The organism is Amycolatopsis sp. NBC_01488 (genome assembly GCF_036227105.1).
Classification (GTDB): Bacteria; Actinomycetota; Actinomycetes; order Mycobacteriales; family Pseudonocardiaceae; genus Amycolatopsis.
Genome location: NZ_CP109434.1, coordinates 3,875,529 through 3,898,120, shown reverse-complemented (window position 1 = coordinate 3,898,120; position 22,592 = coordinate 3,875,529). Strand labels below are relative to the sequence as shown.

General features: G+C 71.3%; 23 protein-coding genes. 12 read left to right on the top strand and 11 right to left on the bottom strand.

What is annotated here, in order from left to right; all coding sequences use genetic code 11:
• Nucleotides 1-90: 90 nt before the first annotated feature.
• Nucleotides 91-699 carry a hypothetical protein gene (locus OG738_RS18870; protein ID WP_329055615.1) on the top strand — a complete coding sequence of 203 codons (609 nt, stop codon included), beginning with the start codon at nt 91-93 and terminating at the stop codon, nt 697-699.
• 3 nt (nt 700-702) lie between these two features.
• Here the strand turns inward: OG738_RS18870 and OG738_RS18865 are convergent, their stop codons facing one another.
• The 7 genes from OG738_RS18865 to OG738_RS18835 form a co-directional block, all read right to left on the bottom strand.
• Nucleotides 703-1,896 (bottom strand): CaiB/BaiF CoA transferase family protein, encoded by a 1,194-nt coding sequence (locus OG738_RS18865; protein ID WP_329055614.1) that lies wholly within the window; start codon nt 1,894-1,896, stop codon nt 703-705.
• Between the two features lie 5 nt (nt 1,897-1,901).
• Nucleotides 1,902-2,594: a GntR family transcriptional regulator gene (locus tag OG738_RS18860; RefSeq protein WP_329055613.1), complete on the bottom strand. Its 693-nt coding sequence runs from the start codon at nt 2,592-2,594 to the stop codon at nt 1,902-1,904.
• Between the two features lie 4 nt (nt 2,595-2,598).
• Nucleotides 2,599-3,384 carry an SDR family NAD(P)-dependent oxidoreductase gene (locus OG738_RS18855; RefSeq protein WP_329055612.1) on the bottom strand — a complete coding sequence of 262 codons (786 nt, stop codon included), beginning with the start codon at nt 3,382-3,384 and terminating at the stop codon, nt 2,599-2,601.
• Nucleotide 3,385: 1 nt separating this feature from the next.
• Nucleotides 3,386-5,086: a hydantoinase B/oxoprolinase family protein gene (locus OG738_RS18850; protein WP_329055610.1), complete on the bottom strand. Its 1,701-nt coding sequence runs from the start codon at nt 5,084-5,086 to the stop codon at nt 3,386-3,388.
• Entirely contained in the window at nt 5,083-7,104 is a 2,022-nt protein-coding gene (locus OG738_RS18845; RefSeq protein WP_329055608.1) for a hydantoinase/oxoprolinase family protein, read from the bottom strand. Before OG738_RS18845 ends, OG738_RS18850 begins: the two co-directional genes overlap by 4 nt.
• Entirely contained in the window at nt 7,101-8,696 is a 1,596-nt protein-coding gene (locus OG738_RS18840) for a thiamine pyrophosphate-binding protein (protein WP_442875946.1), read from the bottom strand. The genes OG738_RS18845 and OG738_RS18840 overlap by 4 nt, the downstream gene beginning before the upstream one ends.
• A gap of 71 nt (nt 8,697-8,767) precedes the next feature.
• Nucleotides 8,768-9,946 (bottom strand): NAD(P)/FAD-dependent oxidoreductase, encoded by a 1,179-nt coding sequence (locus OG738_RS18835; RefSeq protein WP_329055604.1) that lies wholly within the window; start codon nt 9,944-9,946, stop codon nt 8,768-8,770.
• An 80-nt stretch (nt 9,947-10,026) separates the two neighbouring features.
• Here OG738_RS18835 and OG738_RS18830 point away from each other — a divergent pair, with 80 nt between their 5' ends.
• The 6 genes from OG738_RS18830 (at nt 10,027) to pqqB (ending at nt 14,424) form a co-directional block, all read left to right on the top strand.
• Nucleotides 10,027-11,391 carry a WS/DGAT/MGAT family O-acyltransferase gene (locus OG738_RS18830; RefSeq protein ID WP_329055603.1) on the top strand — a complete coding sequence of 455 codons (1,365 nt, stop codon included), beginning with the start codon at nt 10,027-10,029 and terminating at the stop codon, nt 11,389-11,391.
• Nucleotides 11,392-11,508: 117 nt separating this feature from the next.
• Nucleotides 11,509-11,595 carry a pyrroloquinoline quinone precursor peptide PqqA gene (gene pqqA, locus OG738_RS18825; RefSeq protein WP_086864059.1) on the top strand — a complete coding sequence of 29 codons (87 nt, stop codon included), beginning with the start codon at nt 11,509-11,511 and terminating at the stop codon, nt 11,593-11,595.
• 3 nt (nt 11,596-11,598) lie between these two features.
• Complete coding sequence (gene pqqC, locus OG738_RS18820; protein WP_329055601.1) at nt 11,599-12,282, top strand: pyrroloquinoline-quinone synthase PqqC; 684 nt, start codon at nt 11,599-11,601, stop codon at nt 12,280-12,282.
• Nucleotides 12,279-12,545, top strand: a complete 267-nt coding sequence (gene pqqD / locus OG738_RS18815; protein ID WP_329055599.1) for a pyrroloquinoline quinone biosynthesis peptide chaperone PqqD — start codon at nt 12,279-12,281, stop codon at nt 12,543-12,545. The genes pqqC and pqqD overlap by 4 nt, the downstream gene beginning before the upstream one ends.
• Nucleotides 12,536-13,600 carry a pyrroloquinoline quinone biosynthesis protein PqqE gene (gene pqqE, locus OG738_RS18810; RefSeq protein WP_329055597.1) on the top strand — a complete coding sequence of 355 codons (1,065 nt, stop codon included), beginning with the start codon at nt 12,536-12,538 and terminating at the stop codon, nt 13,598-13,600. Before pqqD ends, pqqE begins: the two co-directional genes overlap by 10 nt.
• The gene (gene pqqB, locus OG738_RS18805; RefSeq protein WP_329055595.1) at nt 13,597-14,424 is read left to right on the top strand and encodes a pyrroloquinoline quinone biosynthesis protein PqqB; all 828 of its coding nucleotides are present in this window, start codon (nt 13,597-13,599) and stop codon (nt 14,422-14,424) included. Before pqqE ends, pqqB begins: the two co-directional genes overlap by 4 nt.
• Here the strand turns inward: pqqB and OG738_RS18800 are convergent.
• A complete protein-coding gene (locus OG738_RS18800; protein WP_442875945.1) occupies nt 14,421-15,257 on the bottom strand; it encodes an aldo/keto reductase in 837 nt (278 codons plus the stop codon). The two genes, pqqB and OG738_RS18800, sit on opposite strands and share 4 nt — an antisense overlap.
• Before the next feature lie 209 nt (nt 15,258-15,466).
• On the opposite strand from OG738_RS18800, the gene OG738_RS18795 reads away from it, so the two are divergent.
• Both OG738_RS18795 and OG738_RS18790 read left to right on the top strand, forming a co-directional pair.
• On the top strand, nt 15,467-15,991 hold the full coding sequence (locus OG738_RS18795) for an ArsR/SmtB family transcription factor (RefSeq protein WP_329055594.1): 525 nt from the start codon (nt 15,467-15,469) through the stop codon (nt 15,989-15,991).
• Nucleotides 15,992-16,143: 152 nt separating this feature from the next.
• Complete coding sequence (locus OG738_RS18790; RefSeq protein ID WP_329055592.1) at nt 16,144-17,388, top strand: MFS transporter; 1,245 nt, start codon at nt 16,144-16,146, stop codon at nt 17,386-17,388.
• A gap of 100 nt (nt 17,389-17,488) precedes the next feature.
• Here the strand turns inward: OG738_RS18790 and OG738_RS18785 are convergent, their stop codons facing one another.
• Genes OG738_RS18785 through OG738_RS18775 form a run of 3 tightly spaced genes read right to left on the bottom strand, consistent with a single transcriptional unit; the run spans nt 17,489 to nt 20,182 of the window.
• On the bottom strand, nt 17,489-17,746 hold the full coding sequence (locus tag OG738_RS18785) for a hypothetical protein (protein WP_329055590.1): 258 nt from the start codon (nt 17,744-17,746) through the stop codon (nt 17,489-17,491).
• Between the two features lie 58 nt (nt 17,747-17,804).
• Nucleotides 17,805-19,187, bottom strand: coding sequence for an amidase (locus tag OG738_RS18780; RefSeq protein ID WP_329055589.1), 1,383 nt, complete (start codon nt 19,185-19,187; stop codon nt 17,805-17,807).
• Nucleotides 19,184-20,182: a D-2-hydroxyacid dehydrogenase gene (locus OG738_RS18775; protein ID WP_329055587.1), complete on the bottom strand. Its 999-nt coding sequence runs from the start codon at nt 20,180-20,182 to the stop codon at nt 19,184-19,186. The genes OG738_RS18780 and OG738_RS18775 overlap by 4 nt, the downstream gene beginning before the upstream one ends.
• A 104-nt stretch (nt 20,183-20,286) precedes the next feature.
• Here OG738_RS18775 and OG738_RS18770 point away from each other — a divergent pair, with 104 nt between their 5' ends.
• The 3 genes from OG738_RS18770 to OG738_RS18760 are packed head-to-tail and all read left to right on the top strand — an operon-like array spanning nt 20,287 to nt 22,554.
• Nucleotides 20,287-21,027, top strand: a complete 741-nt coding sequence (locus tag OG738_RS18770; RefSeq protein ID WP_329055586.1) for a maleate cis-trans isomerase family protein — start codon at nt 20,287-20,289, stop codon at nt 21,025-21,027.
• A 59-nt stretch (nt 21,028-21,086) separates the two neighbouring features.
• Nucleotides 21,087-21,833 carry a maleate cis-trans isomerase family protein gene (locus OG738_RS18765; RefSeq protein WP_329055585.1) on the top strand — a complete coding sequence of 249 codons (747 nt, stop codon included), beginning with the start codon at nt 21,087-21,089 and terminating at the stop codon, nt 21,831-21,833.
• A 1-nt stretch (nt 21,834) separates the two neighbouring features.
• On the top strand, nt 21,835-22,554 hold the full coding sequence (locus OG738_RS18760; RefSeq protein ID WP_329055584.1) for a GntR family transcriptional regulator: 720 nt from the start codon (nt 21,835-21,837) through the stop codon (nt 22,552-22,554).
• Nucleotides 22,555-22,592: the final 38 nt, after the last annotated feature.

The following is a 22,592-nucleotide window of genomic DNA, read 5'->3' as shown; positions in this document are numbered from 1 at the left end:
ACACTCCATCGTGCACACTTGACGGCGCCGGACTGGCCGGAACGGCGCCGCAACCTGTAACACCGGCGGCGCCCGGCCGACCTCCTGGGGGTGCGCATCACCCGCGGCCGGCGAAACGACGACCACCACCTCGGCCCGCTCGCGGAGTACACCGCGCTGCGCGCCGAGATCATCCACCTGATGGACCAGCAGTGGAAGGTGACCGCCTTCCTGATCACCACGAGCGGCGCCGTGTTCGGCTTCGCGTTCACCTCGGCCGGGCGGATGCCCCTGCTGCTGATCGTCCCGTTCAGCAGCAACATCCTCGCCGCCCGCTGGGTCCTCTGCCAGCACCTCGTCGAGCGGGTCTCGCTGTACATCCGCTCCGAGTTCGACCCCCACGTCCCGGGCGGGATCGGCTACGAGAAGTGGCTCCGCAAGACCACCCCCGAACCGCCGGGCGTGCGCCGGATGCTCCGCCAGGCACAGACCAGCCCGACGGTGCTCGCCTTCCCGGCGCTCGCGACGCTCGCTCTCGGCACCGTCGCGTGGTGGTTCCTGCTCTCCGGCCGCGCGTGGTCCGACCCAGCGGTCGCGCCAGGGCTGGCGGCCTGGGCAGCGGGCGTCGTCCTGACGCTGTTGAGCCTCCGCCTGATCCGGCTCGCCGCGAAACGGCGGACGGTCACCGACTACCTGCACTGGAAACCCGCGGCGGGCTGAGCCTCAGAGGAACTCCGCGATCTCCTCCGCCGAGTAGCCCAGCTCCGCCAGCACCTCCGCCGTGTGCTGCCCCAGGGTGGGCGGCGCCGACGTCGGACGCGCCGGCGTGTCCGACGCCTTCACCGGGAACCCCGTCCCCAGGTACGTTCCCACCGTCGGGTGCGGCAGCCGGACCACCTGGTCGCGGGCGGCGGTCCACGGGTCCGCGTAGACGTCATCGATCTCGTTGATCGGGGCCGCCGGGATGCCCGCCTCGTCGAAGGACTTCAGCCAGTCCGCCGCCGTGCGCGTCAGCAGCACCGGCTCGAGCACCGCGTTCAGCTCGTCGCGGTGGGCGGCGCGAAGAGCGTTCGACGAAAACCGCGGGTCCGCGGCGATGTCCAGGCCGAGCACGCCGCAGAACGCGTGCCACAGCTTTTCGCTGCCGACCGCGATGATCAGCCAGCCGTCCGCGACGTGGTAGGCCTGGTACGGGACGATGCTCGGGTGCGCCGACCCCATCCGGCGCGGCCGGGGCGCGTCGTAGAAGTGCGCGCCCGCGGCGTACACGTGCCAGGCCAGCTGACTGTCCAAAAGGGACACGTCGAGGTACTGGCCGCGACCGGTCGTGTGGCGGGCCTGCAGCGCCATCAGCACCGCGATGATCGCCCACGTCCCCGCGTTCAGGTCCGCCACCGGCAGCCCGACCTTCGCCGGCGCGCCGTCGGGCTCGCCGGTCAGCGACATCACGCCGCCGAGCGCCTGCGCCACCAGGTCGTAGCCCGCGCGATCGCGGTAGGGGCCCGTCTGCCCGAACCCGGTGATCGACACGTGGATCAGGCGTGGGTTCAGCTCCGCCAAAGCCGCGTACCCGAGCCCCCACTTCTCCAGCGTCCCCGGACGGAAGTTCTCGACGAGCACGTCCGCATCGGCCACCAGACGGCGAAGGGCTTCGCGGCCGCGGTCGCTCTTGAGGTCGAGCACGATGCCGCGCTTGTTCCGATTCGCCGCCAGGTAGTACACGGCTTCGTCGGTCTCGCCGACGAACGGCGGTCCCCAGCCGCGGGTGTCGTCGCCGTGCCCGGGCGGCTCGACCTTCACCACGTCCGCGCCCATCTCGCCGAGGTACTGCGTGCAGTACGGCCCGGCGAGGATGCGGGACAGGTCGACGACCTTGATCCCGTCCAGCGGGCGGAATCCGGCGTGGTCAGCGGGCATCGGAGTCACCGGCCTTCCGCACGGCCGCTGAGCGCCAGCAGCAACGCCTCGGCGTCGCGGAGGTAGCGGTCCAGCGCGGCTTCCGCGACGTCGAACCGGCCGCCACGCAGGTCACGCAGGATCTGCTCGTGGCAGTCCAGGAACGGCTCGTAGAACTCGCGCGTGTTCTCGTTGAGGACGAAGAACAACCGCGTCTCGGCGAGCACCTGGCGCATCGTCGCGGAGATGCGCTCGCTGCCCGCGAGGTCCACGAGGGCCTGGTGGAAGTGGATGTTGGCGGTGCCGACCGCCGGCCAGTCCTCGGCGGCCGTCGCCGTGCGGCCGTCGCGCAGGGCCTGCTCGACCGGCATCAGGTCCACAGTGGACAACTCGGCCGCGCGCCGCAGGGCGCCGCATTCGGTGGCACGGCGGACGACGTAGAGGTCTTCGATGTCCTCTGTGGTCAGTTCGCGGACGAACACGCCGCGGTTCAGCTCGTGCACCGCCAGCCGCTCGTGCGCCAGCAGCTGGAACGACTCGCGCAGTGTGTTGCGCGAGACGCCGAGCGCCGAGCTGATCACCGGCTCGGAAAGCCGCTCACCGGGGGCGAAGACGCCGTCGGTGATGTACTGGCGCAGGATCGCGGCGACCCGCTCGGCGGTGCCGCTGCGCTCGAGCAGGTGCCGCTCGCTCTCCAGCCCCGAGGCATCGACGGACATGGCGCTACCTGACGCCGAGCTCGAAGTCGAGGCTGTAGCGGTTGCCCGGCATCGCACCCGCGGCCTTCGCGCCGTCGATCGGCAGCACGACGCCGTTGACGAACCGCGACTCGTCGCTGGCCAGGAACACGATGGCCTTCGCGACCTCCCACGCCTCGCCGACGCGCGCCGCGGGGGTGCTCGCGACCAGCTGGTGCTGCTTGGTCTCGAACTCCTCGGGCGAGTTCAGCGTGCTGCGCAGCATGTCCGTGTCGATCGCGCCGGGGTTCACCGTGTTGGCGCGGATGCCCTGGTGCGCGTGCGCGACGGCGATCGACTTCGTCAGCCCGACCAGCGCGTGCTTGGTGGCGTTGTAGACCGGATCGCCGGGACGGCCCATCACGCCGCCGTTCGACGACGTCGTCACGATGCTGCCGGCCTTGCGCTCGATCATGTGCGGCAGCACGGCGCGCGTGCCGAGGAAGGCGGCGCGCACGTTGAGCGCGAAGATGTTGTCGAACTCGGCCAGCGTCGTGTCCGCGAGAGGCTTGCCGAGGTGGATGCCGACGTTGTTGACCAGGACGTCGATGTGGCCGGCCTCGGCGAGCACGCCGTCGACGAACGCCGCCACGGCGTCTTCGTCGGTGGCGTCCACTATGGAGTGCCGGTAGCCGTCGACGGACTCCGCGGGCTCGCGGATGTCGGAAGCGAACACCGTCGCGCCCTCGGCGAGGAACTCCTTCACCGTCGCGAGGCCGATGCCCCGCGCGCCGCCGAAGACGACCGCCACCTTGCCGGCCAACCGACTCATGTCACTTACCCGCTCTCAGTCGTGCTGTCTGCTCTTCGTCCACCGCGTAGTCCTCCGGAAGCCGGACGAGCGCGGCCGGGTCACCGAGGTACCGCACCTCGACGCCGTAGATCGCGCGCGCCGCTTCCACCGAGACGTACCCCTCGACGACGTCGGTGAGCACCGCCGCCACCGGCCGTGCGAACGGCGGCCCGTAGCCCCCGCCACCGGGAAGGGTGACGTCCACAACGGACTCACGCGCCAGCGGCACCCGGCTCTTCGCGGGCAGGTCGTCTCCGTCGCGCAGCCCGAAACGACCGGCCGCACCGGGCCCGCCACCGTCCACACCGGACGCTGCGGCGCGCACGCGGTCGACGTTCCCGTTGACGCTCCACGAACTCACGTCGCGAGCCGCCATCGTGGTCACCTGTCCGAGACCGCCGCGCCACCGTCCGGCGCCGCCGGAGTCCACTCGCAACTCGCGGGAACGCTGGACCAGCGGTGCCATCGTCTCGATGACCTCGGTCGGCGTGGATCGCAGTCCACTCGGGAATCCCGTGGTGTTCAGCCCGTCCTGGTCCGACCGCGCGCCCATGCCGCCGGTCTGGAAGACGTTGAGCATGAACCCGGGGCCGCGCCAGATGGTCATCCACAGCGCGTCCGCGCTCGGCGCGATCGCGACGCCCGGCAACGCGCCGATCAGCAGCGACGGCAGGAAGTGGCCGATCAGGTGCCGGGACGCGACCGGCGCGGGTGGCAGGCAGTTCAGCACCGAGCCTTCGGGCGCGGTGACGTGCACCGGCCGGAACGACCCCGCGTTGTGCGGCACCTCCGGCGAGATCGCCGCCTTGACCGCGAACGACGCGTACGCCCGCGTGTAGTTGAGCACGACGTTGATGCCGCGACGGCTCTGCGGCGACGAACCCGCGAAGTCGAGGTGGATTTCGTCACCGTCCACAGTGGCCGTGACGCGCAGCACGATCTCTTCGTCGTCGAAGCCGTCGGTGACGATTTCGTTGGTGTAGACGCCGTCGGGCAGTTCCCGCAGCGCGTCGCGCAGGGCCTTCTCGGAACGGTTCATGATCTCGGCGGCGACGTCGTCGAGGGAGTCGAGCCCGAACTCGTCCAGGAGGCGCAGCAGGCTCGCCGCGCCGACCTCGTTGCCGGTGACCTGCGCGTACAGGTCGCCGATGGTCTCCTCCGGCGTCCGCACGTTGGCCCGGACCAGCCGTTCCAGCTCGGCGTTGACTTCCCCCGCGCGCAGGAACTTCAGGATGGGCAGCCGCAGGCCTTCTTCGAAGACCTCGTGCGCCTCGGCGGAGACGAGCCGGCCGCCGATGTCCGGCGCGTGGCAGCAGGACGCGAACCACGCGACGAGCTTGCCGCGCAGGAACACCGGCGTCGCGACGGTGATGTCGTTGATCTGCCCGGCGGTCTGCCACGGGTCGTTGGTGAGCAGGACGTCCCCGGGTTCGAGCCGCTCCGGCGGGTACGCGGCGGCGAAGTGGTGCATGCCGGTGGCCATCGCGTTGATGTGGCCGGGTGTGCCGCCGACGGACTGGCCGATCATCTCCCCACGCGAGTCGAACACCGCGCAGGCCAGGTCGAGCGATTCGCGGACGACCGCGGAGAAGGCCGTGTTGACCAGCGCGTTCTGCTGCTCGGCGAGGATCGAGTGCAGCCGGTTGCCGAACAGGCCGACGAGGATCGGGTCGACGCTCACACCGTCACCTCCAGCGCGGCGTCGTCGCGGACGACGCAGTGCGCACCCGGCGGGACGACCACTGTGGACTCGCGTTCCTCCACGATGGACGGCCCGTCGACGCGCTCACCCGGGGTGAGGAGGTACCGGTCGAAGACCGCCGTGTCGACGAATCCACCGGCCGACGGGAAGTAGGCCCTGCGCATTCCCTTGCGCGCGGCACCGCCGGTGACCTGCGGTTTCAGCCGCAACGTGACGTCCGGCGCCGGCCCGCTGGAGACGACGCGCCAATTCAAGACCTCGACGCCGACCTCGGGACCGCTCCGCCGGTAGAGCGTCCGGTAGGTGCGGGTGAACTCGTCGATCAGGGTGTCCGGCCAGCGGCCGCCGCGGACCGGGACGCGGATCTCGTAGCCCTGCCCGGCGTAGCGCATCTCGGCGATGCGCCGGTGCGTCACTTTGTCCACTCCGGACTTCGCGAGCAGCGCCGCGCCCTCGGCTTCCATCTCGGCGAACAACGCGTCGACCTGCTCCCAGGCGAGGTCGTGCACGGCCGCGCGGGCCGACCGGACGAAGTCGAACGCCAACGGCGCGGTGAGGAACCCCGCCGCGCTCAGCACTCCCGCGGCGGGCGGCGCGACGACCGACGGCGCTCCGAGCGCCCGCGCGACGCCGACGCCGTGCACCGGGCCCGCGCCGCCGAACGTGTACATCGGCAGCTTCGCGGGATCCTGCCCACGCTCGACGGCGTGCACGCGGGCGGCGTTGGCCATGTCCTCGTTGACGCTCGTGTGGATGCCCCACGCGGCCTCTTCGACGCTCATGCCGAGCGGCTCGGCGATCTTTTCGCGCAGGACGGCCCTCGCGGCCTCGGCATCGAGTTTCATTCCCCCGCCGAGGAAGTAGGCCGGGTCCAGGTAGCCGAGCACGAGGTCGGCGTCGGTCACCGTCGGCTCGGTGCCGCCGCGGCCGTAGCAGACCGGCCCGGGCTCGGATCCGGCCGAGTCGGGCCCGACGGTCAGCAGGCCGAGCGCGTCGATCCGGGCGATCGACCCGCCGCCGACGCCGATCTCGATCATGTCCGTCACGGGCACCTGCACCGGCAGCCCGGAGCCGGGCAGCAGGCGGTACTTGCGGTCCACTTCGAACTGGTGCGTGACGAGCGGCGCGCCGCCGGCGATCAGGCACAGCTTCGCCGTGGTACCGCCCATGTCGAAGGCCAGCAGGTCCGGCGGCCCGATCGACGCGGCGGCCAGCGCGCCACCGGCCGGCCCGGACTCGAGGATGCGGATCGGGTGCCGGGCCGCGGTGTCCACAGTGGCCAGACCGCCGTTGGACAGCATGATGTGCGGCGCGCCGGTGATGCCGAGCCGTCGCAGCCGGTGTTCGAGGTCGCGCAGGTAGCGTTCGGTCAGGTCCTGGACGTAGACGTTCGCGACCGTGGTCGACGCGCGTTCGAATTCGCGGATCTCGGGGACGACGTCGGAGGACAGCGCGACGCGCAGCCCGGGTGCCACCTCGGCCAGGATCTCGGCGACGCGCCACTCGTGCGCCGGGTTGGTGAACGCGTGCAGGAAGCAGACCGCGACGGCTTCGACGCCGCGTCCCGCCAGCTCACGACCGAGCCGGGCGACGTACTCCTCGTCGAGTCCGATGTGGACGGAGCCGTCGGCGAGGATCCGCTCGGGGACGTCGAAGCGCAGGTGCCGTGGGACCAGCGGCGCGGGCAGCTCGAGGTGCAGGTCGTACAGCTCGTACCGGTGCTCGCGGCGCATCTCCAGGACGTCGCGGAAGCCCGCCGTCGCGAGCAGCGCCGTCCGCGACCCCTTGCGCTCGATCAGCGCGTTCGTCACCAGCGTCGTCCCGTGCACGACCTGCTCGACGACCCCCGGGTCCGTGAGCAGCGCGGCCAGGCCCTCCTCGACCGCCCGCGCGGGCTCGTCGTGGGTGGTCAGGACCTTGCCGACCGCGACGATCCCGGTCTCGTCCACCGCGCAGAGGTCGGTGAACGTGCCACCGATGTCGACGCCGATCCTCATGTGCGGTACCACCGGGGCGAAGTGTTCAGCGGTGGCTTCAGCCTGGCCTTCACGACCAGGACGTTCGGCTCGTCCGATTCGACGAACTCGCCGAGCAGCCGCCGGAACGCGCGCCCGAAGCCGGACACGCGGTCCGCGTGCACGCCGAAGGAGCGGGCCAAACCGACGAAGTCCGGGCTGTCCCAGTCGACGCCGCGGTGCGGCAGGCCCTCGCGGTCCTGGTCGTAGCGCAGCATCCCGTAGCCGCCGTCGTCGACCAGGACGACCGTCACCGGCAGCTGTTCCTGCGCGAGCGTCGCCAGATCGCCGCAGCCGTAGAGGAACCCGCCGTCGCCGGTGATGCAGATGGCGCGCCCGACACCCGCCGCGGCGGCGCCGAGCGACGCGGGGAAGCCGTAGCCGAGGGTGCCCCAGCCCATCGGGTAGGCGAGCTTGCGCGGCGCCCGCACCCGGTGGAAGCCACCGACCCAGTAACCGGCGACGCACATGTCGGACACCAGCACGGCGTCCGTCGGCAGTACTTCGTCCAAAGTGGACAGGAAGTCGTAGGCCTGCGGCTCTTCGTCGCGGATCCGCTGGCGCACGCGCCGGCCGATGCCGGCCAGCCGCAGCGTGATGTCGTCCAGGCCCGGCCGTTCTTTTGGCAGCAGCCGTTCGACGATCGCGCGTGCGTCGCCGACCAGCGTCAGGTCGGGCGGGTAGTTCTTGGCGGCGTCGTCGGCGTCGACGTTGACCGCGACGAGCTTCCGCGGCTTCGGCATCCGCCAGTTCTGCGTCATCAGGCCGTCGAAGTCGGTGCCGATGGCGAGCACGACGTCGGCCTCGTCCCACAGCTCGCCGACCTCGGGCGTGTGCACGGGGTTGGGCGCGAGGCACGGGTGGTCGAGCGGGAGCAGGCCGCGGGCGCCGAACGTCGTGATGACCGGCGCGGCGATCTTCTCGGCGAGCGCGCCGATGGCGTCACCCGCGCCCGACCGCAGCGCGCCGCCGCCGGCCCAGATCAGCGGGTGCTCCGCGTCGGAGAGCATCGCCTCGGCCCGCGCGAGGTCCGGGACGTCGCCGTCGGGCTTGCGGTGCGGCGCGGGCGGGCGCCGGTGCGGCACGGTCTCGCGCAGGTAGTCGGTCGGGACGCCGAGGTAGACCGGCCCGCTCTGCGGCTGCACCGCGAGCCGGGCCGCGCGGTGCACGGTGGTGCCGATCTGGTCGGCGGCCCGCACGGTGAAGCCGCCCTTGGTCACCGGCGCGAACATCGCCTGCTGGTCGGACGTCTCGTGCAGCACTCCGCGCACGACGCCGGGGCGCCGCAGTGTCGAGGGGATGTCGGTGGCGATGACCAGCACCGGAGCCGCGGACGCCATGGCTTCGCCGACCGCGCCGAGGGTGTTCGCCGCGCCCGGCCCGGTGGTGACGAGGGCGACGCCGAGCTTGCCGGTCGCACGCGCGTAGCCGTCGGCCGCGTACCCGGCGGTCTGTTCGTGACGGACCCCGACGAGCTTGATGCGGGTCTCGGCGAGCGCCTCCCACAACGGCAGGTTGTGCACCCCCGGAAGGCCGAAAACGATCTCCGTCCCCAGCCCTTCGAGCGCGTCCACCAACTCCCGAGCACCACTCACAGCCACGGCGCGGATACTGCCAGATCGTTCAACGATCTGGCAATCGGCCCCTAGACGATGTTGTGCTCCGCCGGTGCGGTATCGGCGCTTTCGAAGCGCCGGACGTCCAGTTCCGCGATGTCCACGACCGGCGGTCTGCCCAGGTAGAGGTCCCGGATCAGCTCGCCGGTCGCCGGGCCCATCTGGAACCCGTGCCCGGAGAAGCCGGTCGCGTAGAAGAACCGCGACAGCAGGACGCTTTCCCCCACGATCTGGTTGCGGTCGGGCGTCACTTCGTACAACCCGGCCCAGGCCGTGCGGATCCCGGCGTCGAGCACGGCCGGGACGCGACGGCCCGCCAGCTCGGCCAGCCGCGGCAGCCACTCGCCCGCTTCGTAGTGGGTGCCGAACCCCGGGAAGCCGTCGTCCTCGCTGAACGACATGGCCAGGCCAGGACCCTCGCGGTGGAAGTAGAACGCCGACGGCATCTCGATGGTCAGCGGCACCTTGTCCGGGAGCCCGGGCACCGGCCCGGTGAACACGACCTGGCGCCGGAACGGGCGCACCGGGAGATCGAGGCCGGCCAGCTCGCCGACCCGTCCCGACCACGCGCCCGCCGCGCACACCACCGCGCCGGCCCGAACGAACCCCGCCGCCGTGTTAACGCCGGTTAACCTGTCGCCGTCACGCTGGATCCCGGTGACCTCGACGCCGGTCCGGAGCGTCGCGCCGCATGCTCTCGCCGCCTTCGCATAACCCTGGACTACCGCGTCCGGAGTCGCCTTCGCGTCGTCCGGCGACCACAGCGCGGCGACGATCCCGTCCATCTCGAGCACCGGGAGGACACCCTTCGCTTCCGCGGGAGTCAGCAGGTGGCTGCGCACTCCGTACGCCCGCTGCAGCTCCGCGCAATGTCCGATTGCAGTCACCTCCGCGGGGTCGGTGAGCAGGTACAGGTAGCCGTCGCGGCGGAAGTCGATCTCGACGCCGAAGCGCTCCGAGAAAGTGCTGTACGCCGCGAGCCCGCGCAGGCCCAGCTCGACGTTGACGCGGCTGGTGAACGACGACCGGATGCCGCCCGCGGCCCTCGCCGTCGAGCCCCCGCCAAGGCCGCCGCGCTCCAGCAGCAGGACGTCGACGCCGGCCTCCGCCAAGTGGAACGCGCAGCTCACGCCGATCACACCGCCGCCGATCACCACGCACTCGGCCATCGGTGGCACCGACGTTTCCCGTGCGCCGCGGACGGTCATACTCGCCAGAGTAGAACGTGATCCACCCGCGGCCGCCGAGCGCGTAGAGTCGGCGTGCCGAGTGCGGAAGGTGATGTCCCATGGCGATGATGCCCGTGACCGACTCGATGTTCCTCCTCGTCGAAACGCGCGAGCATCCGATGCACGTGGGCGGCCTGCAGTTGTTCAAGAAGCCGGACGGCGCCGGGCCGGAGTACCTGCGCGACATCCGCCGATCGCTGCTGGAGTCCGACAACATGCGCTCGGTGTTCCGGCGCCGCCCGGCCCGGCCGGTGAACACGCTCGGGCACGTGGCCTGGACGACCGACGCCGAGCTCGAGCTGGACTACCACTTCCGGCACTCCGCGCTGCCGCAGCCGGGCCGCGTCCGCGAACTGCTGGAGCTGACGTCACGCTGGCACAGCACCCTGCTCGACAGGCACCGCCCGCTGTGGGAGACGCACCTCGTCGAGGGTCTTGCCGACGGCCGGTTCGCCGTCTACACCAAGGTGCACCACGCGTTGATGGACGGCGTCTCGGCGCTGCGCCAGCTGCAGGGCACGCTGTCGGACGACCCCGCGGACCTCGAGTGCCCGCCGTGGTGGGGCAGCCGGCGTAAACCGAGCGAAGGCCGCGTCAAGAGCCCGCGGTCGTTCCTGGAGACCGCGGGCAAGACGGTCAACCAGCTCGCCGGGCTGGCGCCGGCCGCGGTGAAGGTGGCGCGCGAGGCGTTCGGCGAGCACACCGTGACCCTGCCGGGGCAGGCGCCGCGGACGATGTTCAACGTGCCCATCGGCGGCGCGCGGCGGTTCGCGGCGCAGTCGTGGTCGCTGGACCGAGTCCGTCAGGTGGCCACGGCGGCCGGGGTGTCGCGCAACGACGTCGTGCTCGCGATGTGCTCGGGCGCGCTGCGGGACTACCTCATCGAGCAGCGCGCGCTCCCGGACGCGCCGCTGGTCGCGATGGTGCCGGTGTCGCTGCGCCGCCAGAACGACCCGGGTGAGGCGGCGGGCAACAACATCGGCGCGCTGCTGTGCAACCTGGCCACCGACCTGCCCGACGCGGGCAAGCGGCTCGTCACCATCCACCAGTCGATGCGCAACGGCAAGCGGCTGTTCTCGGAGCTGACGCCGTTGCAGACGCTGTTGTTATCCGCGGTTAACGTCGCGCAGCTGGGCGTCTCGCCGATCCCGGGCGTCGTCAACAACACGCGGCCGCCGTTCAACCTGGTGATCTCGAACGTGCCGGGGCCGCGCAAGCAGATGTACTGGAACGGCGCGCAGCTCGACGGCATCTACCCGGCGTCGGTGCTGCTCGACGGCCAAGCCGTGAACATCACGCTGACCAGCAACGGCGACCACCTCGACTTCGGTGTCACGGGCTGCCGCCGCAGCGTGCCGCACCTGCAGCGGATCCTGACCCACCTCGACACGGCGTTGGTGGAGCTGGAAGCCGCGGTCAGGTAGCCCCGCTGACCGGCACCCCACTGCGCCATCGGAAGGAAACTTTCCGAACTGCTCTGGCCAGGCTGCTCGTCTCGCTCTTACCGTGACGGCGATCAGTTCCCCGGAGAGGAGGAGGACATGACCGAGGTGTGGACGACCCCCGACTTCGTCGAGTACGAAACGCCCATGGAGGTCACCGCTTACGCGGCCCGCATGGCGGACTGACCGATGCCCGTCGAGCCACTCGCGGAAAGCGCATTCATCGAGGCCCTGCGCGGTCTTTCGCACCGGTACTGGGGCACGCACCCGTTCCACCGCCGGCTGCACGCGGGTGAGCTCGACGAGCACCGGCTGCGGATCTGGGCGGCCAACCGCTGGTACTACCAGTGCCGGCTGCCGCAGAAGGACGCCGCGATCATCAGCAACTGCCCGCTGCCGGAGATCCGGCGCCAGTGGCTCGACCGGATCGTCTACCACGACGGCCCGCACGCCGGCACCGGCGGGATCGAGCGCTGGCTGCGGCTCTGCGAGGCGGTCGGCCTGGACCGGGACGAGGTTCTCGACGAGCGGCACGTCGCTCCGGGCGTCCGGTTCGCCGTCGACGCCTACGTGACTTTCGCGCGGACGAAGCCCTGGTGGGAGGCCGTCGCTTCGGGACTCACGGAGATGTTCGCCGGACATCTGATGCAGCAGCGCGTCGCGGACATGCTCGCGCACTATTCGTGGATCGCGCGCGAAGACCTCGCCTACTTCACCAACCGCATCGACAAGGTCTCCGGCGAGGGCAAGGACACGCTCGACATCGTGGTCCGCCACTGCGTCACGCGGGAGCAGCAGGACCGCGCGATCGCCGCGCTGTCGTTCAAGTGCGACGTCCTGTGGTCGATGCTCGACGCGATCGAGCGCGCATGATCGCCGTCGACTCCGTTCCCGAGCTGCGCCGCGGAGTGCGGCTGTCCTTCGACCACGTCCGGGAGACGCACGTCCTGCTGTTCCCCGAAGGCGTGCTCGTCCCGAACACCACCGCGGCCGCGGTGCTCGAACTCTGCGACGGCACCCGGACCGTCACCGACATCACGGCGGTCTTGGGAAAGCGCTTCACCGGCGTCCGGGAGCAGGACGTCCTCGACGTGCTGTCCCGGCTGGGCGAACGGCGGGTCGTCGCGTGGACGTGACCCCGCCGCTCGGCCTGCTGGCCGAGCTGACCCACCGCTGCCCGCTGCACTGTCCTTACTGCTCGAACCCGGTCGAACTCGTCTCGCGCGCCGCCCAGCTGTCCACTTCGGACTGGACGTCCGTGCTTTCGCAAGCGCGTGAGCTGGGCGTGCTGCAGGTGCACCTATCGGGCGGTGAGCCCCTGGCGCGACCGGACCTGCCCGAGCTGGTGGCGCACGCGAGTTCGCTCGGGTGCTACGTCAACCTCGTCACCTCCGGGCTCGGCTTGACGTCCGCGCGGCTCGACGACCTGCTCTCGCGCGGGCTCGCGCACGTCCAGCTGTCGGCGCAGGGCGCGACGCGGGAACGGTCCGACCTGCTGGCCGGCGCACGAGCGTTCGACCACAAGCTCGCCGCGGCCGCTCTGGTGAAGGAGTCCGGGCTGCCGCTGTCGCTGAACGTGGTGCTGCACCGCCGGAACCACGACCAGCTGGCCGGGATCATCGAGCTGGCGGAGCGGATGGGCGCCGACCGCCTCGAACTGGCCAACACGCAGTACTACGGCTGGGCGTTGCGCAACCGGGAGGCGCTGATGCCGACTCCGGCGCAGCTCGCCGCCGCCGAGCCGGTGGTGCGCGCGGCCGTGTCCCGTTTGCGGGACACGATGGAGATCGTCTACGTCGTCGCCGACTACTACGAGCCGTACCCGAAGCCGTGCATGTACGGGTGGGGCGCGCGGCAGCTGACTGTCGCGCCGGACGGGACGGTGCTGCCGTGCCCGGCGGCGTCGGCGATTTCGACGCTCTCGCTGTCCAACGTCCGCGACACACCGCTCGCCGACATCTGGTACCGCTCCTCGTCGTTCAACGCCTACCGCGGCGAAGACTGGATGTCCGAACCCTGCCGGACGTGCGACCGCCGCGGCGTCGACTTCGGCGGCTGCCGCTGCCAGGCGTTCCTGCTCACCGGCGACGCCGCGGCCACCGACCCGGTGTGCTCGCGGTCGCCGCAGCGGTCCGTCGTCGATCTCGTTCTCGCCCGGCCTCCGGCTTCCGACCTGGTCATGCGCCGGTGAAGGTGATCCTGCTCGGCACCGCGGCGGGCGGCGGATGTCCACAGTGGAACTGCGCGTGCCGCCTGTGCACGGCCGGACTGCCGCCGCGCACGCAGGACTGCGTCGCGGTCAGCGCGGACGGCGTCGGCTGGTACCTGCTCAACTGCTCGCCGGACATCCGCGTCCAGATCCTTTCCACGCCTGCGCTGCGGGCAGGGCCCGGACCGCGCGAGAGCCCGCTGCGCGGAGTGCTGCTGACCGACGCGGAACTCGACCACTCGCTGGGCCTGCTGATGCTGCGCGAGGCCGGTGGGCTCCCGGTGTCCGCGCCGGACGCGGTGCTGAGCGCGCTGTCTCCGTTTCGCGCGATCGTCGACGGCTACGGCGGCTGGACGTCCCTTGTGGACCTTCCCGGACTGCGGGTCGACCTGCTTCCGGTGAGCGACAAGAAGCCGAAGTACGTTTCGTCCACGGAGGACGGACCGTGGGTGGTCGCCTACCGGATCATAGATCTGTCGACCGGCGGCGTGCTGGTGTACGCGCCGTGCTTGAAGAGCTGGCCTTCGGGGTTCGACTCCTTCGTGGAGGGTGCCTCTCTGGTGCTCCTGGACGGAACGTTCTACGCGCCGGACGAGATGGCCGGCGTCGGCGGCCCGGACCAGCTCGCGATGGGACACCTGCCGATCACCGCGAGCCTGGCCCGGCTCGCCGGTCGGCCCGGACGCTGGGCGTTCACGCACCTCAACAACACGAACCCGGTGCTGGACCCGGCGTCGTCCGAGCACGCGATGGTCCTGTCCGCCGGTACTCTGCTCCCGGCGGACGGCGCTGAGTTTTCGCTCTAGGCGATCCCTTCCGGCGCAGCCCCGGCGACCTGGACGGCGTCGGCGGTGATGCGGTCGATTTCGGCCAAGTCATCGGATGTCAGCTCGACATCGGCGGCGGCGATGCTCGCTTCGATGTGCTTCGGCCGGCGCGCGCCGACGATGGCGGCGTGCACCCCGGGCCGGGCGAGCGTCCAGGCGATGGCGAGCTGGCCGACCTCGAGGCCGCGGCGGGCGGCGAACGCCTTGAGCTCGTCGACGATCTTGAGGTTCCGGCGCAGGTTGTCGCCTTGGAAGGCGCTCGACTTCGAGCGCCAGTCGGCGGGTTCGAACGTCGTGTCCGGGGTGAGCGCGCCGGTGAGCAGGCCGCTGCCGAGCGGGCTGTAGACGAAGACGCCGATGTCGTGCTCGCGGGCGTAGGGCAGCGGGTCGGTCTCGATGCCGCGGCGGAAGAGGTGGTAGGGCGGCTGGAGCGTCTCCGCCACGCCGAGGTCCGCCAGCTGTCGCGCGGTGTAGTTCGAGACGCCGACGTGCCGGACCTTCCCGGCGTCGACGAACTCCCGCAGCAGCCCGGCGACGTCGGCGGCCGGCGTGTCCGGGTCGGGCCAGTGCACCTGGTAGAGGTCGATGTGGTCGACGTCCAGGTTGCGCAGGCTCTGCTCGAGCCCCTGGGTGAGCCAGGCGCGGCGGGAGTCGCGCGGCCGTTCGGCACGCGGGTTGATGCCACCCTTGGTGGCGATGACGACGTCCTGGCGGTTCTTGAGGGCGCGCCCCAGCAGCACCTCGGACCGGCCGCGGCCGTAGGCCTGCGCGGTGTCGAAGAAGTTCACGCCGAGGTCGCGGGCGTGGTGGATGGCCGCGATGGCGGTGTCCTCGTCGAACGTGCCCCAGTCGCCGCCGAGCTGCCAGTGCCGAAGGCGATCTTCGACACTTCCAGGCCGCTGCGGCCCAAGATCGTCATACGCATGACTTCAGCACAGCACAGACGTCGGACCACTGGGGCGATCTTCCCGTCCAACGAAACCCCCAAATAACTCTTTGACGGTAGTGCCAGACTGGCGCTATGCCGCACGACAACCTGCGCGTCCTGGCGCACCCGCTTCGCATGCGGATCCTGTCCCTCCTGACGGGAACGGCGATGAGCGCCGCCGAGGCGGCGCGCGAGCTGGGCGACACGCAGGCGAACATCAGCTACCACCTGCGCCGCCTGCACGAGGCGGGCCTGTTGGAGGTCGCAGAGGAAGTCACGATCCGCGGCGGCCGCGCGAAGCGCTATCGCCACGACCCGGACTCAGGCCGCCGCCTGACAACCCGCGACCCGGCGGAGGAGCAGCTGCTGACCAAGGCGATAGCAGGCGAACTCCTCCGGCGCGCGTCCCAGCGAGCCCCGGGCCGTCGAGCGTCCCTGACGGACGCGGAGCTGTGGGTGGACCCCGCACTCTGGGCGCGCGTGCTGGAGCAGGCATCGGAACTGAGCCACGACCTGCACGCGGCGGCCCAGCCACCACGCACCCCGGGGACGGTGCGGGTCAGCGCGAGCGTGGCGCTGTTCGAGCTGTTGGAGGCTGGTTCGGAGGAGACTCCGTGAGGAAGATCAGCCGAACGCTCGGCTCGCCCCGCCGCGCAAACTTCCCCGCCATCCCAGCCCGGATCGCCCCACGAGGTGCGCCCGGCTTCCGCACCGCGGCCGCCCGCTGAACCCATGGTCCCCGCCTTGCCTACTCCGCCGGAGCCGCTCCCATGACCACTCCGCTCCTCGCGCCGCTGCGTGAACCTCGCTTCCGGGCTCTCGTCACCGGGCGGACCTTCGCCGACTTCGCCAACGCCGTCGCGCCCTTCGCGCTGGCCTTCGCCGTCGTCGACCTGACCGGGTCGGCGGTGGATCTCGGGATCGTCGTCGGGGCTCGGTCGATCGCCAACGTGCTGCTCGTGCTCTTCGGCGGGATGCTGGCCGACCGGCTGCCGCGGTCGGTGATCCTGCAGGGCACCGAGACCGCCGCCGCGCTCACGCAGGCCGCCATCGCCGCGAGCGTCCTCTGCGGGTTCGCCTCGGTCCCGCTGCTGGTCGGGCTCAGCCTGGTCAACGGCGCCGTCTCCGCCATCTCGCTGCCCGCGGCCGCGTCGCTCACCCCGTTGACCGTGCCCACGCCGCTGCTCGCCCAGGCGAACGCGCTGGTCCGGCTGCTCTCCAACGCCGGCCGCATCGCCGGGGCCGGCCTCGCGGGGATCCTCGTCGCGTTCGCCGGGTCCGGGTGGGCACTCGCCGGGAACGCCGTCCTGTTCCTCGCCGCCGCCTTCTCCTACCGCCGGATCAAGCTGCCCGGCGGCGAACGCATTCCCGGCAGCCGTCCGATTGCGGAGCTCGCCGAAGGCTGGCGGGAGTTCCGCGCGCGGTCGTGGGTGTGGCTGGTGGTGCTGCAGTTCATGATCGTCAACGCGGTGAACGCGGGCGCGCTGCTCGTGATCGGCCCCCTGGTCGCCGACGACACCTTCGGCCGCACCGGCTGGGGCCTCGCGCTGGCGGTGCAGACCACCGGCGCGCTGCTCGGCGGGGTCCTCGCCGCGCACTGGCAGCCACGGCGGATGCTGCTGATCGGGGTCGCCCTCGTGGCGGTCGACGCGCTGCCGATGCTCGCCCTCGGCAAGACCCCCTCCCTGCTGCCGCTGCTGCTCGCGATGTTCCTTTCCGGAGTCGCGATCGAGCAGTTCGGGGTCGCCTGGGACGTGTCACTGCAGGAGAACATCCCGCCCGAGAAGCTCGCGCGCGTGTATTCCTACGACATGCTCGGCTCGTTCGTCGCGATGCCGCTCGGCCAGATCGCCGCGGGCCCCCTGGCCGAGCACGCCGGCCGTCCGGCAACGCTCTTCGGCGGCGCGGCCCTGGTCATCGGCGCGACAGCGGTCGTGCTGCTCAACCCGCAGGTGCGCGGACTGGTCCGCCGCGCACCGGTCACGCCAGGAGCAGATCCGGCAGGCCCACGCTGACGACCTTGCCCTCCTGACCCAGGCAAGCCGCCTGGTGCGGCGCAGTCGTCCCCGCCCTCGGTCGCATGTGGACCCTCCGCAGCCGCGTCCCCCAGTACAGCTAGCGACCCGCGCGGGGTTCCGGGGTCCGGTCGCGGTGGCCGTCCAGCCGCCACCAGCTCTCCAGCGTCTCCCGGAGCGCCTTCAGCAGCTCACCGCCCGTCTCCAGGGAGACCAGCGCTGCCTTGCCGTCGTCCACGCGGAGTGCCGCGGTCAAGCGGTCGCCCTGCTCGACCAAGCCCACCACCACCCGGGTCGGCTCGCCCGCGTCGTCGACGGTCGGAATGGCGCGCTCGTACCGCCAGCCTTCAGCGTTCACGGGGCCGACAGTGGCACAGCTTCCGCCACCTCGGCCCCGGGTTCACCCTCACGTGTGGTCAGGCCGGCGTCCACGGCCGGACTTCCTCCAGGAGCTTCGCCACCGCCAGCACGAGGTCGTCCGAGTGCCGCGGCCCGACGATCTGCAGGCCCACCGGCAACCCCGCCGACGTCCGGCCGGCCGGGACGCTGATCGCCGGCTGCTGGGTCATGTTGAACGGGTACGTGAACGGCGTCCACTCCGGCCACTCGCTCAGCCCGCTGCCCGGCGGCACGTCGTGCCCCGCCTCGAACGCCGCGATCGGGACGGTCGGGGTGATCAGCACGTCGTAGCGCGTGTGGAACTCGCCCATCAGGATGCCCAGCGCGGCGCGCTCGGCCGTCGCGTCGAGGTAGTCGCTCGCGCTCCACGTCTTGCCGAGCTCCCACACCTTGCGCAGGCCCGGGTCCGTCCGCTCCTCGGAGCCCGGCGGGAACGTGTCGAGCAGCTTCGCCGCCCCCGACGACCACAGGATGTCGAACGCCGGCTTGGGATCGGCGAACCCCGGGTCGGTCTCCTCGATGTGCAGGCCCGCGTCACCGAGTGCGCGCACCGCCGCCGCGACGATCGCCGCGATCTCCGGGTCGACGTCGACGTAGCCGAGCGTCGGCGAGAACGCCGCGATCAGGCCGCGGACGTCCCGGCGGACGGCCTCGCGGAACGACCCCACCGGCGGCGCCAGGGCGGCCGGGTCGCGGTGGTCGGGCATCGACAGGACGTCCAGCAGCAGTGCGGTGTCGTCCACCGAACGCGCCATCGGGCCGGCGTGCGAGAGCGGGCCGAACGGGCTCGCCGGGAACAGCGGGATCCGGCCGTGGGTCGGCTTCAGCCCGACGATCCCGCAGAACGACGCCGGGATCCGCACCGAGCCGCCGCCGTCGGTTCCGACGGACAGCTCGCCCATCCCGGCCGCGACGGCCGCGGCACTGCCGCCGCTCGACCCACCCGCGGTCTTCGACGGGTCGACCGGATTGCGGGTGATGCCCTGCAATGGACTGTCGGTGACGCCCTTCCAGGCGATCTCGGGCGTGGTCGTCTTGCCCAGCACCACCAGGCCGGCTTCGCGCATCCGCGCGGCGACCGGGCTGTCAACGTCCCACGGCTGGTCCGGGTCGATGCTCTTCGAGCCCCGGACGGTCGGCCAGCCCTGGGTGAGGAACATGTCCTTGATCGAGGACGGCACGCCGTCGAGCCACCCGATGGGGTTGCCGTCCCGCCAGCGGACCTCCGACGCCTTGGCCTGCTCCAGCGCCCGGTCGGCGTCGACGAGGCAGTACGCGTTGCACTCGCCGTCACGGTCTTCGATGGCCTGCAGCGCGTTCTGCGTCGCCTCGATCGGTGACAGCTCACCGGTCGCGTAGGCGGCGACGAGCTCGCTGGCGGTCAGCATCCTGTCGTTCATCCGGCTCCCTGGTTCCCCGACGGCACGTAGCCGAGCGTCTTGTCGACGACATTGCGCAGCGGCTCCCCAGCCCGCCAGCGGCGGAAGTTCTCGGTGAACACCTCGACGAGCGTGCTGCGCCAGCCGATGAAGTCCCCGGACATGTGCGGCGAGACCAGCACGTCCGGCATCGTCCACAGCGGGCTGTCCGGCGGGAGCGGCTCGGTGTCGAACACGTCGAGCGCGGCGCCGGCGATGGCCTGGTTCTCGAGCGCCGCGACCAGGTCGGACGTCACCACCAGCTCGCCCCGGCCGACGTTGACGAACCGCGCCGACGGTTTCATCGCGGCGAACGCGCGCGCGTCGAACATGCCCTTGGTGTGCTCGGTCAGCGGCGCGACGGCGACGACGTAGTCGGCGTGCGGCAGGAACTCGGTGAGCCGCGAGGACTCGTGCACGACGCCGAAGTCGGGGTCCCCCGTGCGCTCCCGGCGGCCGGCTCCGCTGACCCGCATCCCGGCGGCTCGCAGCAGCCGTGCGATCGCCCGGCCGATCGGGCCGGTGCCGACGACCACCACCTCCCGCCCGGCGATCCGCTCGGTCTCGCGGTGCAGCCAGCGGCCCTCGCGCTGCAGGTCGTGCGACCGCGCGAAGTCCTTCGCGAAGGCCAGGATGACGCCCAGCACGTACTCCGCGATGGCGTCGTCGAAGACGCCCCGCGAGTTGGTCAGGACGACGTCGCTCTCCACCAGCCCGGGGAACAGCACCGGGTCGACGCCCGCGCTCGCGATGTGCAGCCAGCGCAGGCGATCGGCGGTGTGCCAGGCGCCCGGCACGGCCGTGGAGAGGAAGTCGTAGACGAAGAGCGCGTCGGCTCCGGACAGCGCTTCGGGCAGGGCCGCCGCGTCCGTGTAACGCACGACTGCCCCGGATTCGACAGCACGCATGTCCGGTGGACGGTGCTCGCCGCAGAGCACGGCCAGGACGGGAGCTTCCCGGTTTTCCGAGGCGATCACGTTGACACGGTAAAAGCGGCTCGTATGATTGTCAACAATCCGAGGAACGACCCCCGGAGCACCGGACGTGTCATCAAGTTCAGACGTATTCCGGAGGCTGAGCCTTGGATTTCGACTTCCTGGCGTTCGAAGGCCCGCTGGCGCAACGCGGCATCGGGGTGATCGCCCCCTTCGACCTCGCGCTGGAGCGCGAGCTCTGGCGCTGGGTGCCGATGGAAGTGTCCCTCCACCTCGCCCGCACGCCGTACGAGCCCGTGCCGGTCAGCATGGAGATGGCGCGCCTCGTCAGCGACAGCCACCACCTGGCCAGCGCCACTCGCGACGTGCTGCACGTGGAGCCCGAGGTCGTCGCTTACCTCTGCACGTCGGGCAGCTTCGTCAACGGCGTCGACTACGAGCGTTCGCTGACCAAGGCGATCTGCGACGCCGGCGCGCCGGACGCCGTCACCACCTCCGGCGCGCTGGCCGAGGTGCTGCACCAGCTCGACCTGCACCGCGTCTCGGTACTGACGCCGTACGACGCCGACCTCACCCGCGCCCTGCACGACTTCCTCGCCGAGCTGAACGTCGAGACCGTCGCCAGCGACCACCTCGGGCTGGGCGGCGGCATCTGGAAGGTCAGCTACCGCACCATCGCCGAGCGCATCCTCGCTGCCGACCACGGCGAAGCCGAAGCGATCTTCGTCAGCTGCACCAACCTCCCGACGTACGACCTGATCGAGCCCCTGGAAGCCGCGCTGGGCAAGCCGGTGCTCACGGCCAACCAGCTGACCATGTGGGCGTGCCTGCGCCGGATGAACCTGCCCATTGTCGGACCGGGGAAGTGGCTTCGTGACGTGTCGTGAAGGTTTTCCTTGACCATCCCTCTAGGATTGTCGACAATTTGCGTCCCTCCGGAGGTTCCGTGACCACGATCGGCTTCATCTACCCCGACCACGCTGCCGAAGACGACTACCCGCTCGCCGAGCAGCTGCTCGGCGGCATGGCCGTCGACGAGGGCGACATCCGGCTCGCGGTCGAGCACATCTACGGCACCGACAAGCACGCGGTCGCCGAACTGCTCGACCTCGGCAGCGAGGCGCGCCTCGCCGACGGCGCCGCCCTGCTCAAGAAGCACGAGCCGGACGCGGTCATCTGGGCCTGCACCAGCGGCAGCTTCGTCTACGGCTGGGACGGCGCCCGCGACCAGGCCGACCGCCTTGCCGCGGTCGCCGGGGTCCCGGCCTCCAGTACCTCCTTCGCGTTCGTGCACGCCGCGCGCGCCCTGGGCGTCAAGCGGGTCGCCGTCGCCGCCAGCTACCCGGACGACATCGCCCGGCTGTTCGCGGACTTCCTCAAGGCCGGCGACATCGAGGTCGTCTCGATGGCCAGCGCCGACATCATCACGGCCGCCGAGGTCGGCGCGATGACGCCGGAGGCCGTCGTCGAACTCGCCGTGCGCCACGACCACCCGGACGCCGACGCGGTGCTGGTGCCGGACACCGCGATGCGGACGCTCCAGGAGATCAACCTCGTCGAAGCCGCGCTGAAGAAGCCCGTGCTGACCGCCAACCAGGTCACGGTCTGGGAGGGCCTGCGCCTGACCGGGCGGCACCGGCTCGTCCGGTCGCTCGGGGCGTTGTTCCGGCACCTGCCGGACGGGAGTGCCTGACATGGCCCTGCCACCGGGCATGCTGCCCGAGATCGAGCCGGTCAGCCGCGAGTCGACGGCCGCGGTCATCGCGCGCCAGCTACGTGACGCGATCATGACCGGCGCCCTCCCGCCCGGGACCCAGCTCGGCGAGACCGAGCTGGCGTCCCGGTTCCAGGTGTCACGGGGGCCGCTCCGGGAAGCCATGCAGCATCTGGTTTCCGAAGGACTCCTGCGCAGTGAACGGCACCGCGGGCTGTTCGTGATCGACCTCGAGCCCGGGGACGTCTACGACATCTACGCAGCGCGCTCGGCGATCGAGCGGGCCGCCATGCTCCGCGCCCTGCGGGGCGGCGAACGCGACCGGATCGCCGACGTGCTCGAACACACCGTCACGGAGATGGCCACCGCCGCGAGCGAAGACGACCCGAACGCTCTCTCCACCGCGGACCTGAAGTTCCACGAGGCGCTCATCAACGCCTCCGGTAGCAAGCGGCTCGTCCGGATGGCCCGGACCCTGCTCATCGAGACGCGGATGTGCCTGACCGCGCTGCAGAGCACCTACCAGCGGGTCGAGGAACGCGTTGAGGAGCACACGAAACTCATCCAGGCCCTGCGCGACGGCGACGAGGAGACGGCGCTGGCGCTGCTCGACTCCCACATGGAGGACGCGGTGCAGCGGCTCGCGCCGGGGACGAGCCTCATCGAGGGACACGCCCCGCCGGTACCGGGCAACGCGTGACCGGAGCGCCGACACGCGTGATCGCATGGTCGACACGC